General features: G+C 64.1%; 15 protein-coding genes. 4 read left to right on the forward strand and 11 right to left on the reverse strand.

Annotation, left to right across the window (positions count from 1 at the left end):
• Nucleotides 1-18 precede the first annotated feature (18 nt).
• The 3 genes from B9A31_RS25810 to B9A31_RS25820 form a co-directional block, all read right to left on the reverse strand.
• Nucleotides 19-333: a hypothetical protein gene (locus tag B9A31_RS25810; RefSeq protein ID WP_027609680.1), complete on the reverse strand. Its 315-nt coding sequence runs from the start codon at nt 331-333 to the stop codon at nt 19-21.
• 191 nt (nt 334-524) lie between these two features.
• The gene (gene speB, locus B9A31_RS25815) at nt 525-1490 is read right to left on the reverse strand and encodes an agmatinase (RefSeq protein WP_027609679.1); all 966 of its coding nucleotides are present in this window, start codon (nt 1488-1490) and stop codon (nt 525-527) included.
• A 25-nt stretch (nt 1491-1515) separates the two neighbouring features.
• Complete coding sequence (locus B9A31_RS25820) at nt 1516-2595, reverse strand: polyamine ABC transporter substrate-binding protein (RefSeq protein WP_019098748.1); 1080 nt, start codon at nt 2593-2595, stop codon at nt 1516-1518.
• Between the two features lie 102 nt (nt 2596-2697).
• On the opposite strand from B9A31_RS25820, the gene B9A31_RS25825 reads away from it, so the two are divergent.
• Nucleotides 2698-3588, forward strand: a complete 891-nt coding sequence (locus B9A31_RS25825; RefSeq protein WP_016714960.1) for a LysR family transcriptional regulator — start codon at nt 2698-2700, stop codon at nt 3586-3588.
• Nucleotides 3589-3640: 52 nt separating this feature from the next.
• Here the strand turns inward: B9A31_RS25825 and B9A31_RS25830 are convergent, their stop codons facing one another.
• Nucleotides 3641-6067 carry a TonB-dependent receptor gene (locus tag B9A31_RS25830; protein ID WP_019098747.1) on the reverse strand — a complete coding sequence of 809 codons (2427 nt, stop codon included), beginning with the start codon at nt 6065-6067 and terminating at the stop codon, nt 3641-3643.
• Between the two features lie 168 nt (nt 6068-6235).
• Nucleotides 6236-7360, reverse strand: coding sequence for a sigma-70 family RNA polymerase sigma factor (locus tag B9A31_RS25835; RefSeq protein WP_084297519.1), 1125 nt, complete (start codon nt 7358-7360; stop codon nt 6236-6238).
• 134 nt (nt 7361-7494) lie between these two features.
• Between B9A31_RS25835 and B9A31_RS25840 the strand changes: the two genes are divergently transcribed.
• On the forward strand, nt 7495-7977 hold the full coding sequence (locus B9A31_RS25840) for an LEA/WHy family protein (RefSeq protein ID WP_084297520.1): 483 nt from the start codon (nt 7495-7497) through the stop codon (nt 7975-7977).
• A gap of 17 nt (nt 7978-7994) precedes the next feature.
• Here B9A31_RS25840 and B9A31_RS25845 read toward each other — a convergent pair whose 3' ends face one another.
• Nucleotides 7995-8258 (reverse strand): hypothetical protein, encoded by a 264-nt coding sequence (locus B9A31_RS25845; protein ID WP_016714956.1) that lies wholly within the window; start codon nt 8256-8258, stop codon nt 7995-7997.
• Between the two features lie 129 nt (nt 8259-8387).
• Between B9A31_RS25845 and B9A31_RS25850 the strand changes: the two genes are divergently transcribed.
• A complete protein-coding gene (locus B9A31_RS25850) occupies nt 8388-8708 on the forward strand; it encodes an ElaB/YgaM/YqjD family protein (RefSeq protein WP_019098743.1) in 321 nt (106 codons plus the stop codon).
• A 22-nt stretch (nt 8709-8730) separates the two neighbouring features.
• On the opposite strand, the gene B9A31_RS25855 is transcribed toward B9A31_RS25850, so the two are convergent.
• Nucleotides 8731-9348 (reverse strand): MiaE family protein, encoded by a 618-nt coding sequence (locus tag B9A31_RS25855; RefSeq protein WP_016714954.1) that lies wholly within the window; start codon nt 9346-9348, stop codon nt 8731-8733.
• 157 nt (nt 9349-9505) lie between these two features.
• Between B9A31_RS25855 and B9A31_RS25860 the strand changes: the two genes are divergently transcribed.
• The gene (locus B9A31_RS25860) at nt 9506-10369 is read left to right on the forward strand and encodes a universal stress protein (protein WP_019098742.1); all 864 of its coding nucleotides are present in this window, start codon (nt 9506-9508) and stop codon (nt 10367-10369) included.
• A gap of 105 nt (nt 10370-10474) precedes the next feature.
• On the opposite strand, the gene B9A31_RS25865 is transcribed toward B9A31_RS25860, so the two are convergent.
• Genes B9A31_RS25865 through B9A31_RS25880 form a run of 4 tightly spaced genes read right to left on the reverse strand, consistent with a single transcriptional unit; the run spans nt 10475 to nt 15589 of the window.
• Nucleotides 10475-10678, reverse strand: a complete 204-nt coding sequence (locus tag B9A31_RS25865; RefSeq protein WP_019098741.1) for a formate dehydrogenase subunit delta — start codon at nt 10676-10678, stop codon at nt 10475-10477.
• The gene (fdhF, locus tag B9A31_RS25870) at nt 10675-13557 is read right to left on the reverse strand and encodes a formate dehydrogenase subunit alpha (protein ID WP_084297521.1); all 2883 of its coding nucleotides are present in this window, start codon (nt 13555-13557) and stop codon (nt 10675-10677) included. Before fdhF ends, B9A31_RS25865 begins: the two co-directional genes overlap by 4 nt.
• The gene (locus B9A31_RS25875) at nt 13554-15113 is read right to left on the reverse strand and encodes a formate dehydrogenase beta subunit (RefSeq protein ID WP_019098739.1); all 1560 of its coding nucleotides are present in this window, start codon (nt 15111-15113) and stop codon (nt 13554-13556) included. Before B9A31_RS25875 ends, fdhF begins: the two co-directional genes overlap by 4 nt.
• A complete protein-coding gene (locus tag B9A31_RS25880; RefSeq protein ID WP_019098738.1) occupies nt 15107-15589 on the reverse strand; it encodes a formate dehydrogenase subunit gamma in 483 nt (160 codons plus the stop codon). Before B9A31_RS25880 ends, B9A31_RS25875 begins: the two co-directional genes overlap by 7 nt.
• Nucleotides 15590-15689: the final 100 nt, after the last annotated feature.

Here is a 15689-nt window from a genome sequence, read left to right on the forward strand (position 1 = left end):
GATTCCTTTCGTATGGGCTTATGGCGCACGCGTGCTGTCGCGCGGTGGCCGGGTGGGTTCCAGATTCGGGGTTTGCTGCTGGCGGCGCAGGTTGTCGCCATTGCCAATGCCCCGGTTGTCCAGGCTGGGCGTGCGTTGGTACGGCTCGGTGGACGGGCCACGCACGGGCGGCGTGACAGGCATGCTGCCTTGGCGGCTGTTGGGGTTGGCGCGCTGGATCGGGCTGTTGTAGGGGTTGTTGTTGCCGGCAGCGAGCTGCAGTGGCTGCGGAGCAGCGTGCGCGGACAGGCACAAGGCCAGGCCAAGCGCCAGGATGGGCAATGACGGGTTCATGCTTCACCTCCTGTACGAAAATGCCGCGCCTGGGGGTTTTGATAGCCTAAGGCGCGAAGGGTTCGCGGCAAAAGTGTGAATGCGGGTGGAGTTGATTCCTGATGTTTCAGTATGGACCTTAGGGCTGCCATGCAGCCCTTTTGCGACACAAGGCCGCTTGTGTCGCGAAAAGGCCGCAAAGCGGCCCCCGATTACTGGGCTTTGTCTACCTTGTGCCGCGCCGCATACAAGCACAGCATCTCCATCGCCAACGTCGCCCCGGCCAATGCGGTGATGTCGGCATGGTCATAGGCCGGCGCTACTTCCACCAGGTCCATGCCCACCAGGTTGATGCCGCGCAGCCCGCCCAGAATCTCCAGCGCCTGCACCGTGCTCAGCCCGCCACACACCGGCGTACCCGTGCCAGGCGCATAAGCCGGATCGAGGCAGTCGATATCGAACGTCAGGTACACCGGCCGGTCGCCCACCCGCTGACGAATCGCCGCAATGATCGCCTCGGTGCCCTGGCGGTGTACCTGCCGGGCATCCAGGATGGCAAAACCCTGGCTGTCGTCGTTGGTGGTGCGCAGGCCGATCTGCACCGAGCTGCCCGGGTCGACCAGGCCTTCACGGGCCGCATGCCAGAACATGGTGCCATGGTCGATTCGCTTGCCCTCGTCGTCCGGCCAGGTATCGCTGTGGGCATCGAAGTGAATCAGCGCCAGCGGGCCATGCCGGCGAGCGTGAGCCTTGAGCAGCGGGTAGCTGATGAAGTGGTCGCCGCCCAAGGTGAGCATGGCGCACCCCGCCTGCAGGATATGCTCGGCATGGGCCTCGATGCTGTCCGGCACCGACTGCGGCGTGCCACTGTCGAAGGCGCAGTCGCCGTAGTCGATCACTGCCAGGTGATCGAACGGGTCGAACGCCCACGGCCAGTGCCGGGCCCAGGCCTGCTGCACCGAGGCGGCGCGGATCGCTCGCGGGCCAAAGCGTGCGCCAGGGCGGTTGCTGGTGGCGGTATCGAACGGCACACCGCTGACGACCACATCCACACCACGCAGGTCGCGGCTGTAGCGGCGGCGGGAGAAACTGGTAATGCCGGCGTAGGTACTTTCTGCGGCAGTGCCGTACAGGCTGTCGCGGGTCATCGCCTGGTCGTTGCTTGCGGCTTGGTCCACGGTCGGGCTCCTGGGTTGTTATGGGTTATTGCCGGGTGCGGAAGGCCGTCCACAAGCGGTTACGCTGGCGCAGGTCGGCCAGGGCCATGCTGCGGTCGGCGAACAGGCGCTGGCGCACTTCAGCTGGCGGGTAGATGTCGGGGTCGTTGCGCACTGCTTCGTCCACCAGCGGCGTGGCCGCCTGGTTGGCGTTGGCAAAGAACAGCGTGTTGGTCAGCGCAGCCACCGACTCTGGCTTGAGCATGAAGGCGATGAAGGCCCGAGCTGCCTCGGGGTGCGGGGCGTCTTTGGGGATGACCAGGTTGTCCTGCCACACCAGCGTGCCCTCGCGGGGGATACGGTAGATCAGCTCGAACGGCTTGCCGGCACGGCGCGCCTGGTCGGCGGCCATCGCCGCATCGCCGTTGTAGGTCAGCGCCAGGCACACGCTGCCATTGGCCAGGTCGCTGATCTGCCGGCCATTGGCGACGTAGCTGATCGAGGGTTGCAGTTGGCTCAGCAGGCGCTGCGCAGCCGCCAGATCATCCTTGTTCTGGCTGTACGGGTCCTTGCCCAGGTAGTTGAGGGCCACGCCAATCACCTCCTGCGGTGAATCGGGCATGGCAATGCCGCAATCCTTCAGGCGGCTAGCGTATTCGGGCTTGAACAGCAGGTCGAGGCTGTCCAGCGGCACATCACCCAGGCGCTGGCGCACCGCTTCCACGTTCACACCCAGGCCCAAGGTGCCCCAGGTGTATGGCACAGCATGGCGGTTCCCGGGGTCGGCCTCGGCGAGCTTGGCCAGCAGGTCCTTGTCGAGGTTGCTGTAGCCGGGCATGGCCTGAGGGTCGAGCGGTTGCAGGGCGTTGGCTTTCAGCGCCCGTGCCAGTACGGTCGACGATGGCACCACTACGTCGTAGCCACTGCCACCGGTCAGCAGCTTGGTTTCCAGTACTTCGGTGGTGTCGAAGGTGTCGTAGCGCACCTTGTAGCCGGTTTCCTGCTCGAAGCGCTCGAGGGTTTGCGGGGCAACGTAGTCGGCCCAACTGTAGAGATTGACGACCTTTTCTTCGGCTTGCAGCGGCAAGGCCAGAACCAGGGACAACAGGCACAACGATCGACGCATGGCGGACACCTCGGCAAATGGGTGGATGCCGCGAGCATGCCAGCCGGGTTACATTGCAGGAATGGCAAGTTTGTAAAGCTGACATTCAAAAGGAGCAATGTAATGCTCGGACAAGTGCACGACCCCGACCTGCACCTGCTGCGGCTGTTCGTCACTGTAGTCGAGGCCGGCGGCTTCAGCGCCGCACAAGGCGTGCTGGGCCTGAGCCAGCCCACCATCAGCCAGCGCATGGCACAGCTGGAAGCCCGCCTGGGTTATCGCCTGTGCAGCCGGGGCAAAGGCGGCTTTCACCTGACGGAGAAAGGCGCGTTGCTGCTGGAGGCGGCACGCGGGCTGCTGCTGAACATCGAACAGTTTCGCCAGCAGGCCAATGGGGTGGCCGGGCGGTTGCTGGGGACCGTGCGCATCGGCATGGCGGAGAATCAGGACAAGGCGGTGAGCCTGAAGCTGGCGGCAGCCATTTCGGCATTTCGCACGCGTGAAGAAGCGGTACAACTGGAACTGATCAGTGCGCCACCAGCGGAGCTGGAACGGCTGTTGCTGGAGCAGCGGCTGGACTATGCCATCAGCTACTTCTCTGGCAACCAGGCGGCCTTTGACTACCAGCCGCTGTTCGAGGAGCGGCAACGCTTGTACTGCGGCAAAGGCCATGAGCTGTTCGGCGAGGCGGAAGTTGCGCTTGAGCGGTTGCTGGAGACCGACCAGGTGCGCCACCCGTACCGGTTTCTCAAAGGCGGTGAGCCATTCCAGAGCCGGCGCAGCATGGCGGTGGCAGAGCAGATCGAGAGCGTACTGACGTTCATTTTGTCGGGGCGGCATATTGGCTATCTGCCGCGCCATTGTGCGCAGGAGTGGGAGGCCGGGGGGGCGTTGTGGGCGCTGGACCCGGGGCTGGATTTTGTGGTGCCGTTTACTTTGGCCAGGCACCGGGCACAGGGGGTTGGCGAGGCACAGCAGGCGTTTGCGCAGGATTTGCTGGCAGCGTTTGCCTGAACTGGCCTCTTCGCGGGCTTGCCCGCGAAGAGGCCAGTTCAGGCGAAAACCATCAGTAAGCCATGCTCCAGGTCAAGGTGTAGGTACGCCCGCGCCCCTGGTAGTCATACAGATACGCCGGCCCGTAGGTCGGCGAATAGAACAACGTCGCACGCTGCCCCCAGACCGTGCTGTACTGCTTGTCCAGCAGGTTCTGGATGCCGGCACTGAAGGTGCCGAAGCCGGTGTCCTGGCTGCCCAGCAGGTCGAAGGTGGTGTAGCCGTCGATCTCGTGGTCGGCATCGTCCTTCAGGCTGAAGGCATGGTTGGCCTGCAGCCGCGCACTGCGACCATCGCCCTTCCAGCCGACAAATGCAGTGGCCTTGGACAACGAGGCATAACGGGCATCACGCTTGATCCAGCCACCGTCGGCAGCCTCTTCCTCGGAGCGGGTCAGGTGCAAGGTCCCGCCTGCCTCCCAGCCGGCCTGGAAATGCCGGGTCAGCGCACCTTCAAAGCCGAAGTCGCGGCTCTTCTGCTCTTCCACGTTGATGGTCAGCGTTTGCGAATCGACGTTGATGATCTTGTCCGACCAGATGTAGTACAGCGCCGCCTGGGCATCCCAGTCCAAATCGGCATAGCGCCAGCCCAGTTCCACCTGGCGGCTCTTGATGCCGGCAAGCGGGTTGTCGGCCACACTCAGGCCCGGCTTGCCGTAGTACTTGGCCGGGTCCGGCAGGTCGAAGCCTTCGCCGTAGTTGGTCCACACCTGATGGCCGTTCTTGAAGTCGTAAATGGCACCAACGTTGAACAGGTTGACCTGGTAATCGTTGCTGCCGCCCGGCACGCCCTTGAAGTCGCTGACGTCCACGTCCATCTGCTGGCGGCGGGCGCCACCGGAGAGGGTCAGGTTGTCGGTGGCATGCCAGTCGAGCTGGGCGTACACCGACACACCATCGACACGGTAGCTGGGATAGCGCGGGGCCTTGCTGTCCTTTTCCAGTTCCAGGCCGCCCGACTCGGACGAAGTCAGGGCATTGAACGTGGTCTGCTCGGCGTTGAAACGCTCACGGTCCAGGTCGATGCCGTAGGTCAGTTTCAACGTGTCCCACTGCTTGGCGAACAGCCCTTTGAGGCTGGTGACCTCGAAATTTTGCTGCGAGGCGGCGAAGTACACCCCGCGCGACCCCGTGGGCGTGGCACGGTTGTAGTACGGGAACGGGTAGAAGTTGTCGTCTTCCTTGCGGTACGAGGCCTGCAGGTAGAAGTCCTGGCCCAGCACATCGGTGTGGTGGTAGTTGGCGTTGAGCAGCAGGCGCCGGGTACGCGGCTCCAGGCCGGACGAGTAGCCGCTGCGCAGTTCGGCATCTTCCAGGTCGGACGGTGCGTTGTAGTTGAGGTTGGGGAAGTAGATACCCGTGCTGCCGTGGTTGCCCGAGTCGTAGTACTGGGCCAGCAGGTCGAGGCTCTGCTGGTCGTTCAATTGCAGGCCCAAGGTACCGAGCACATCGAGGGTGCGGTTGTACTGCAGGTCGGTCTGGGTGTTGTCGATGAAAATCTGGTCGCCAGCACCGTCGTAGAAGGCTTCGTTCTGCTCACCGGAGATACCCAGGCGGGCATTGACCCGCTCGTTGCCGCCGCTGATCGACTGGGCGAAGCGGGTGGCCAGGTCATCGCTGTTGTTGAAACCGCTGCTGGCACCCAGCTGTGTTTCGAAGCGCGCCGGGCCGGGCTCGCCCTTCTTGGTGACGATGTTGATGATGCCGCCGGTGGCACCGCCGCCGTAGATGGCGCTGGCGCCGGACAATACTTCGACACGCTCGACGTTGAACGGCGAGATGCTGTCGAACTGGCGCGACAGGCCACGCGAGCTGTTCTGGCTGACCCCGTCGATCATCACCAGCACGTTGCGTCCGCGCATGTTCTGGCCGTAGTTGGTGCGCCCTTCCGGCGCCAGGTCGAGCCCGGGTACCAGCTTGCCGATGGCTTCCTTCAGGCTGACGCCGCTGTCGATCTGTTCGCGCAATTGCTGCTGGTCGACCACCCAGACGGTGCCGGGGATTTCGCTGATTGCAGTGCTGGTACGCGAGGCCACGCTGACTTCGATCGGCTTGAGGTTGACCGCCTGCGGCGCAGCCTCGGCCTTGCGCAGGGTGACAGTGCGGGCATCGCTGAACTGCCAGCCCATGCCGCTGCCGGCCAGCAACTGCTGCAGGGCCTGCTCGACGTTGTAGCTGCCGTGCAACGCAGGGCTGGCCAGGCCTGCAACATCGCCCGTGGTGTACAACAGGTGCAGGCCGGCCTGGTCGGCGAAGGCAGTCAGGGCCTGGTCCAGCGGCTGGGCTGGCAGGTCGAGCTGAACCTGACGGGCCTGGACCTGGGCCTGGTCGGCAGCGGTAGACGCCCATGCCGACAGCGGGCCGGCCAGCACGGCCAGGGCGCTGCAGGACATCAGGGCATGGTGAAGTGAACCGCGACGGCGGTGCAGGGGCTTGAGCATCAGAGGCACGAATGAGCTTCCTGACAAGTCGTAAATGAGAATGGGTTGCTGATCAGTCCCACTACGACGATCTGGCTTGCAGGAACTTGCAGTGGCAAATGGAAAATATTTTTATTTCTGTACCGGCCTCTTCGCGGGCTTGCCCGCGAAGAGGCCGGCACTGCCGGCTCAGTGAACCACGGCCAACCACGGCAGGTAGGTCACCTTCAGGCCATACCGCTGCTCCAGCGTGCGCAACAGCGCCTCAGGCTCGTCAAGGTCAAACACCCCGCTCACCTCCATGGCTGCCAGCTTGCTGTCCGACAGCACAATCCGCCCATGCCGGTAACGTTCAAGTTCCGCCAGCACCTGCCCCAGCGGCTTGCCGTTGAAGATCAGCTTGCCGCGCTGCCAGGCCATCTGCGTTCCGGCATCGGCCGCTACCGCCAATGGACGTTCGCCAACCGTGGCTTCACCACGTGCCAATACCACGCGACCATCACGGCGCACGCTGAACGTGGCTGCACCACCCTGCACACGCTCACCCGCCGTCTCGACCACAAACGGCCGCGCCTCATCAGCTGTCTCGAACAGGGCCTCACCAGCATCCAGCACCACCCGGCGTTCGTGCTCGTTGAACACCACGCTCAGCGCACTGGCGCTGTTCAATGTCACCCGCGTGCCATCTGCCAGGGTGATCACCTGCCGCTCGCCCACTGCGGTGTGGTAATCCGCCAGCAGCATCGGCGCCTGTTGCCAAGCAGCCGTAGCGGCGACCAGCAACACCACGCAGGCCGCCACACCCGCCTGTTTGAGCCAGTCGCGGCAATGGCGCAGGGCCTGGCCGATGTACTTGGCCACCATGCTCTCGGAAACCCCCAGCCGCTGTGCAATCTGCGCCTGGGTCAGGCCTTCGACGCGGTTCAGCAACAACGCCTGGCGGGCATTGTCGGGCAGTTTCAGCAGCGCATCGTCAAGGATTTGCAAGCGCTCCCGGGCCAACAACATCGCCTCGGGTGCTGGCGCCGGGCAGGCCAGTTCCCCTGCCCCGTCACAGTCGTCATGGCTGGCCGCCAGGCGCTGTTCGCGGCGCAAGGCATCGATTGCCAGGTTGCCGGCCACGCGGAAGATGAAGCTGCGCGCATGCAGCACCGGCAGCGCCTGCTTATCGATCTTGACCAGCTTCAGGTAGGTTTCCTGCGCCACGTCGGCGGCGCGCTGGCGGTCGCTCATGCGCCGGGTCAGAAACTGCAGCAGGTCGTCGTAGTGCTCCTGGAAACTCGCCAGCAGCCCCGACACGGGTGACGTCAGCATGGGTTTGGGAACAGCCAGTAGGAGGAGTTATCGGGCGTTAATGAGAAACAGTATCTTTCATCCAGTGGGGCACTTTCAACGCCCACTTGCATTTGCCACACTGACACTTCGCTCACTCTGGCAAGGTCGCCCTCATGACTGCCCGCCTGTACCGCTTTACCCGGTTAATGCTCGTGCTACTGATGGCCTATGGCCTGAACGCTTGTGCACTGTTCCAGCCACGTGACCCGGTCAACATCAGTGTGATCGGCATCGAACCGTTGCCCGGCCAGGAACTGGAACTGCGCATGGCCGTGAAAATGCGGGTGCAAAACCCCAACGAATCATCCATCGACTACAACGGCATTGCCCTCAACCTGGAAGTGAACGGCCAGCCGCTGGCCGCCGGGGTCAGCGACCAGCAGGGGCACATTGGCCGTTATGACGAGGCAGTGATCGTGGTGCCGGTTAGCATCACGGCATTTTCCTTCCTGCGCCAGGCCTATGGGCTGGGCAAGGTGGACTCGCTACAGGGCCTGCCCTACAAGCTGCGCGGCAAGCTGGCCGGTGGGCCGCTGGGGACTGTGCGCTTTACCGACGAGGGCAAGCTGGACCTGCCCAAGGGCACCTACTGGTAAGCACAGGGGGAGTGTGTTCAGCGGCTGGCGCTGGCGGCGGCCATCAGCTTGTTGACTTCGCTGCGCACCATGCTGGCGTATTCGGGGGGCGTCATGCCTTCCAGCTCGGCGCGTACCCATTCGGCCCACTTGCCCTTGCGACGCGGTTTTTCGGCAATCAGCCGGGCCGCTTCGCCCTTGGCCTTGCCCAGGTTGTTTTGCCACAGCTCGAACAACCGCGCCTTCTCTGCCTCGATCTGCGCCCGTTCCTCGAAGCTCTTGTTGGCCAGATTGAAACTCATGAAGGTACCTGCAGGTTTGAAAATGGCCGCTATCTTACACCCAGGCAACGCAACATCGGTAAGCCGGCGCAACTTTCCCGACGCGGCGGCATCCATTGTTCAAACCACCCCATCGACGAGGAAGAGTTCATGGCCCGGAAAAACGCCGCACTGGCAGACAGCGATCAGATCAAGGACCAGGTATTCAGCGAACTGCAATCGCTGATCGAAGAATCGGAAAAGCTGCTGAACGACAGCGCCGCCCTGGTGGGCGAAGAAGCCGAAACGTTACGCGCGCAGGTCACCCTGAAGCTGCGCCAGGCCCGCCAGGCGGCCAGCAATATGCGCAGCAAGGCGCAACCGGTGGTGGACGCCACCCAGGACTATATTGGTGGCCATCCATGGCAGACCGTGGCCATTTCCGCAGGCCTTGGCCTGGTGGTGGGCCTGCTGCTGGGCCGGCGCAACTGACGGCTGGGCCGTCTGGTGCGAATCAGGCGGCCAGCGCTTGCGGGATGCCGCTGTGGAAGCGCAGTTCCTGGTCCGGTGACTGGATCAACTCGACTTCAGCGGCACGCACCAGCTCCACACGACGAGCGATGTCTGCCTCATCACCGTAGTTGTGCGCCAGTTTCAGGTAGCCCTGGTAGTGGCGTGCTTCGCTTTTCAGCAGGCCGTGATAGAAGCGGCCCAGCTCCTCATCCAGGTGCGGCACCAGAGCGGCAAAGCGCTCACAGCTGCGTGCCTCGATAAATGCCCCCACCACCAGCGTATCCACCAGCTTGACCGGCTCGTGGGCGCGCACCAGGCGGCGCAGCCCCGACGCATAGCGCCCCGCCGACACAGGGCGCAGTGGCACGCCACGGCGCTTCATCAGCCGCAGCACCTGTTCATGGTGCACCAGCTCTTCACGGGCCAGGCGCGACATCATGTTGATCAGGTCGAGGTGGGTGTTGTACTTGGCCATCAGGCTCAAGGCCGTGCTGGCGGCCTTGAATTCGCAGTTCTTGTGGTCGATCAGCAGGGTTTCCTGGTCGGCCAGCGCCGCTTCGATCCAGGCATCTGGCGTCGGGCAGCCAAGAAAGGCGTCGATTTCGGGGATCAGGGACATAAGCGTGCAACCACACAGAACAGGCAGGGCCGGCGATTATAGCGGCGGCGGCGGGCGGCGTCAGTGACTATGCTTCTTGATGTACATCAAGCGCCAGCGGGGGGCGCGCCGTCTATAGTCAGGCATTGGTCGCCACCTTTGAAGGGAGCTAACGCCCATGCAAGCCGTCCGCAGCATCCTTGTCGTCCTCGACCCCGAGCACGCCCACAGCCGGGCGCTGACCCGGGCCAAGCTGATTGCCGGCGTGACCGGCGCACGCCTGCACCTGCTGATGTGCGACAAGCGGCATGACCACCATGCGCTGCTGAGCCTGTTGAGTAGTCAATTGCACGATGACGGCTACGACAATGTCACCCATGAAGAGGCCTGGCGCGGCAACCTGCACGACACCATCATCTACGTGCAGCAGGCCGAGGGTTGCGAGCTGGTGATCAAGGAACACCGCCCGGACAACCCGCTGAAAAAAGCCCTGCTCACCCCCAGCGACTGGAAGCTGCTGCGCCAGTGCCCGTGTGCGGTGCTGATGGTCAAGAGTGAAAGGCCCTGGACCGGGGGCGTGATCCTGGCCGCAGTGGATGTGGGCAATCAGGACGAAGACCACCGCCGCTTGCATGCCAGCATCATTGACCATGGCTTCGAGATTGCCAAACTGGCCAAGGGCGAACTGCATGTCATCAGCGCCCATCCGTCACCGATGCTGTCGGCGTCGGACCCGGCTTACCAGTTGAGCGAAACCATCGAAAAGCGTTACCGCGAGGCGTGCAAAGCGTTCCAGGCCGAGTACGACATTAGCGAAGAGCGTTTGCATGTGGCGGAAGGACCAGCGGATGTGCTGATCCCGCATACCGAGCAGAAGCTGGGCGCCGTGGTGACAGTGATCGGGACAGTGTGCCGCACCGGGATTACCGGGGCGTTGATTGGAAATACTTCGGAGGTGGTGCTGGATGCTCTGGAAGGCGATGTATTGGTGCTGAAAAGCGAAGAAGCCATCGCCCACCAAGCCGAGTTGGCCCGCGGCTGAAGCAAACGCGATCTGTGTGGGAGCGGGTTTACACGCGAAAGCGTCGGTAAGTCGAATGACGCATTCGCGGGTAAACCGCGCAGGGCTTGTCTTCTGCCCCGAAATTTACGCCAACGCCTCCCGCACCTTGGGGTCCAGGCCCTCCCCCGCATTGGCCTTGTTCCACTCCGCCAGTTGCCGGCGCATCGCCGGTGTCCAGAAGCTCTGCAAATGCTGCCGCACCCCTTGTACCGCCAAGTCCCGGTCCGGCTCGCTGTCGAAGTAATGGGCAATCTGGTTGGCCATCTTGACCAAGTTGTCGCTGCTCATCGGCGCACCTCGGCTTTCTCCTCTGTGCGGCGTTCCTTCAGCAAACGCCGCTGTTCGTCACTGAAGTCCTGATAGCGCTTCTGCCACTGCGACGGCTGGAACACTTTCACCACTTCCACCGCCGTTACCTTGTATTCCGGACAGTTGGTCGCCCAGTCGGAGTTGTCGGTGGTGATCACGTTGGCCCCCGACTCGGGGAAATGGAAGGTGGTGTACACCACCCCCGGCGCCACCCGCGCACTGACCTTGGCCCGCAGTACAGTCTGCCCGGCGCGGCTGCCAATACCCACCCAGTCACCGTCCTGAATGCCACGGCTTTCGGCATCGGTCGGGTGAATTTCCAGGCGGTCGGCGTCATGCCAGGCCACGTTGCCGGTACGCCGGGTCTGGGCGCCGACGTTGTACTGGCTGAGGATGCGCCCGGTGGTCAGCAGCAGCGGGTAGCGGTTGCTGACCTTCTCGTCGGTGGGCACGTAACCGGTAAGCATGAAGCGCCCCTTGCCCCGCACGAACTGGTCGATGTGCATGGTCGGCGTGCCATCGGGTGCGGCGTCGTTGCACGGCCACTGCAAGCTGCCGTGACGGTCGATTTCGGCATAGCTGACGCGGCGGAAGGTCGGCGTCAGGCGGGCGATCTCGTCCATGATCTCGGACGGGTGACGGTAGTTCATCGGGTAGCCCAAGGCGTTGGCCAAGGCCTCGGTCGCCTCCCAGTCCGCCTTGCCTGCCAACGGTTCCATCACCTTGCGCACCCGCGAAATGCGCCGTTCGGCATTGGTGAAGGTGCCGTCCTTTTCCAGGAACGAGCTGCCTGGCAGGAACACATGGGCAAACTTGGCCGTTTCGTTGAGGAAAATATCCTGCACCACCACACATTCCATGGCGTGCAAGGCCGCCGTGACATGCTGGGTGTTGGGGTCGCTCTGGGCGATGTCCTCGCCTTGGCAGTACAACGCCTTGAAGCTGCCGTCCAGCGCGGCTTCGAACATGTTGGGAATGCGCAGGCCAGGGTCGGGCTGCAACGTCACGCCCCAGGCGCGCTCGAATTCGGCACGCACGCCTTCGTTGGAAATGTGCCGGTAGCCAGGCAGTTCATGGGGGAACGAGCCCATGTCGCAAGAGCCCTGCACGTTGTTCTGCCCGCGCAGCGGGTTCACCCCTACCCCTTCACGGCCAATGTTGCCGGTGGCCATGGCCAGGTTGGCGATGCCCATCACTGCGGTGCTGCCCTGGCTGTGCTCGGTCACGCCCAGGCCGTAGTAGATTGCCGCGTTGCCGCCTGTGGCATACAGCCGGGCAGCGGCACGGATCTGTTCGGCGGGCACGCCGCAGACCGGGCCGAGCACTTCAGGGGCGTTGTCTGCCAGGCTGACGAAGTCACGCCAGCGGGCAAAGTCTTCTGTTTCGCAGCGCGCATCGATGAAGCGCTGGGCCAGCAGGCCCTCGGTGACGATCACATGAGCCAGGGCGTTGAGCATGGCCACGTTGGTGCCTGGGCGCAGTTGCAGGTGCAGCTCGGCGCGGGCATGGGGCGAGTCGACCAGGTCGATGCGCCGCGGGTCGATCACGATCAGCCGCGCGCCCTGGCGCAGGCGGCGCTTGAGCTGCGAGCCGAACACCGGGTGGGCATCAGTGGGGTTGGCCCCTATCACCAGCACCACGTCGGCCTGCATCACCGAATCGAAGCTTTGTGTGCCGGCCGATTCACCCAGGGTCTGCTTCAGGCCATAGCCGGTGGGTGAATGGCACACCCGCGCGCAGGTATCGACGTTGTTGTTGCCGAACGCCGTGCGCACCAGCTTTTGCACCAGATAGGCTTCTTCGTTGGTGCAGCGGCTGGAGGTGATACCGCCAATCGAGTCACGCCCGTACTTGAGCTGGATACGGCGGAACTCGCTGGCGGCATACGTCACCGCCTCGTCCCAGCTCACTTCCTGCCACGGGTCTTCCAGGCGCTTGCGGATCATCGGTTTGGTGATGCGGTCCGGGTGGGTGGCGTAACCCCAGGCGAAACGGCCCTTGACGCAGGCGTGGCCGTGGTTGGCGCCACCGTTCTTGTCCGGGACCATGCGCACCAGTTGGTCGCCTTTCATTTCGGCGCGGAACGAACAACCGACACCGCAATAGGCGCAGGTGGTGATGACCGAGCGCTCAGGTTGGCCAAGCTGCACCAGGCTTTTTTCCGTAAGGGTTGCAGTCGGGCAGGCCTGCACGCAGGCACCGCAGGAGACGCACTCGGAGGCCAGGAAGTTGTCTCCGCCCGCCGCTGCCACCCGCGACTCGAAACCGCGCCCGGTAATGGTCAGGGCGAAGGTACCCTGGATGTCCTCGCAGGCGCGCACGCAGCGGCTGCACACAATGCACTTGCTGGGCTCGTAGTCGAAATACGGGTTGGAAACATCCTTTTTCTCGGCCAGGTGATTGGCGCCGTCGTAGCCGTAGCGCACCTGGCGCAAGCCTACCTGCCCAGCCACGGTCTGCAGCTCGCAGTTGCCGTTGGCCGAACAGGTCAGGCAGTCCAGCGGGTGGTCGGAGATGTACAGCTCCATCACGTTGCGGCGCAGGCCGGCCAGGCGTGGGGTTTCCGTGCGTACCACCATACCTTCGCTGACGGGTGTGGTGCAGGACGCCGGGTAGCCGCGCATGCCTTCGATTTCCACCATGCACATGCGGCACGAGCCGAAGGCTTCGAGGCTGTCGGTGGCGCAGAGCTTGGGGATGCTGGTGCCGAGCATGGCGGCAGCACGCATGACGGAAGTGCCGGCGGGCACGCTGATGGCACGGCCATCGATGCTCAGGCTGACCTGCACGTCGCTGTCACGGGCCGGGGTGCCCAGGTCGCTGCTTTTATCAGAAGCGGGGTCGAAGAAATTGATCACTGCGCGGCCTCCGTGGTGGTCAGCCCGAAATCGGCGGGGAAGTACTTGAGGGCACTGGCCACCGGGTAGGCGGTCATGCCGCCCATGGCGCACAGCGAGCCGTACTGCATCGTGTCGCACAGGTCGCGCAGCAACAGGGCCTGGTCGTGGCGTTCAGTGAAATCCTGGGTCGCAATCAACCGGTCGACCACTTCCATGCCACGGGTAGAGCCGATGCGGCACGGGGTGCATTTGCCGCAGGACTCTTCAGCGCAGAACTGCAGGGCAAAGCGCGCCATGCTGGCCATGTTCAGTGTGTCGTCGGCCACCACTACACCGCCATGGCCAAGCATCGCGCCCATGGCGGCGAAGGCTTCGTAATCCAGCGGGGTGTCGAAGTGGCTGGGCGGTACCCAGGCGCCGAGCGGGCCACCGACCTGCGCAGCTTTCAGCGGCCGGCCACTGGCGGTGCCGCCGCCATAGCCGTCGACCAGTTCGCGAAGGGTCAGGCCGAATGCGCGTTCCACCAAACCGCCCTGGCGGATATTACCGGCCAGCTGGAACGGCATGGTGCCCAGCGAGCGACCCATGCCGAAGTTGCGGTAAAACGCCGCTCCCTTGGCCAGAATGATGGGCACCGAAGCCAAAGTGAGCACGTTATGTACGAGCGTCGGCAGGCCGAACAAGCCTTGCAATGCGGGCAGTGGAGGCTTGGCGCGGACGATGCCCCGCTTGCCTTCGATGGATTCGAGCAACGCGGTTTCTTCGCCGCAGATATAGGCGCCGGCGCCAACCCGCACTTCCAGGTCGAAGGACTGGCCGCTGCCGGCCACGTCAGTGCCGAGATAGCCGGCATCGCGGGCGATGGCCAAGGCCTGGTCAAGCACGCGAATGGCATCGGGGTATTCCGAACGCACGTAGATGTAGCCTTTGTCGGCGCCCACAGCGAGGCCGGCAATGCTCATGCCTTCGATCAGCAGGAACGGGTCGCCTTCCATCAGCATGCGGTCGGCGAAGGTACCGGAGTCGCCTTCATCGGCGTTGCACACCACATACTTTTGCCCGCCCCCGGCGTCGCGCACGGTGCGCCACTTGATGCCAGCGGGAAACGCCGCGCCGCCACGGCCACGCAGGCCGGAATCGAGCACGGCAGCGACCACATCGGCGCCGTCCATTGCCACGGCAGCTTCCAGGCCAGCGAAACCACCCTGGGCGCGATAGTCGTCCAACGACAACGGGCGGGTGATGCCGGCGCGGGCGAACAGCAGGCGCTGCTGGGTTTTCAGGTAGGGGATGTCTTCGACCGGCCCCAGCGCCAGCGAGTGGCCACCGGGTTCACCAGCCAGGGCATCGAGCAGCGAAGGCACCTCCTGCGGGGTGACCGGGCCAAAACCCAGGCGCCCTTGTGCGCTGTCGCACTCGACCAACGGCTCCAGCCAGTAAAGCCCGCGTGAACTGGTGCGCTGGATATCCAGCGGTAGCTGGCGACGCTCGGCCTCGCGTTGCAAGGCATCAGCCACCTGGTCGGCCCCGACGGCACGGGCCACCGAGTCGCAGGGGATATAGAGCTTCAGCATGCTGCGTCCTCCCGGCAACCGTTGACCAATGCGCGCAGGCGCTCAGGGGTGAGCCGCGCATGCACCTGGCCGTCCAGTTCCAGCGCCGGTGAACAGGCGCAGGCACCCAGGCAGTACACCGGGCGCAGGCTGATGGCGCCGTCGGCGCTGGTCCCGTGGTCGTCCAGTGCCAGCTGTTCGCGCAACTGCGCGGCCAGGGCCTCGGCGCCACGACTCTGGCACGACTCGGCGCGGCACAGGCGCAAGGTGTGGCGCGCAGGCGGCGTGGTGCGGAAGTCGTGATAGAAGCTGATCACCCCGCGCACCTCGGCCAGACTGAGGTTCAGGGCATGGGCGATTTCGGGAACAGCCGCATCGGGGATATAGCCGATGTCATGCTGGATGGCATGCAGGATCGGCAACAGCGCGCCTGGGGTAGCCTTGTCACGGGCCAGAATGCGCTGGATAACGGGCAGGTGAAGCAATTCATCAGGCATACAGCGGACCTCGGCATCACGGACCCTGCCTGAATTATTGTGGGGCAGGTGTCCGGCGTGTTCTGCTGCGGCGCGCCGGCCACGTCACGGTTGCGCGGTC

Origin of the sequence: Pseudomonas sp. URIL14HWK12:I5, from assembly GCF_900176445.1 — a bacterium.
Classification (GTDB): domain Bacteria; phylum Pseudomonadota; class Gammaproteobacteria; order Pseudomonadales; family Pseudomonadaceae; genus Aquipseudomonas; species Aquipseudomonas monteilii.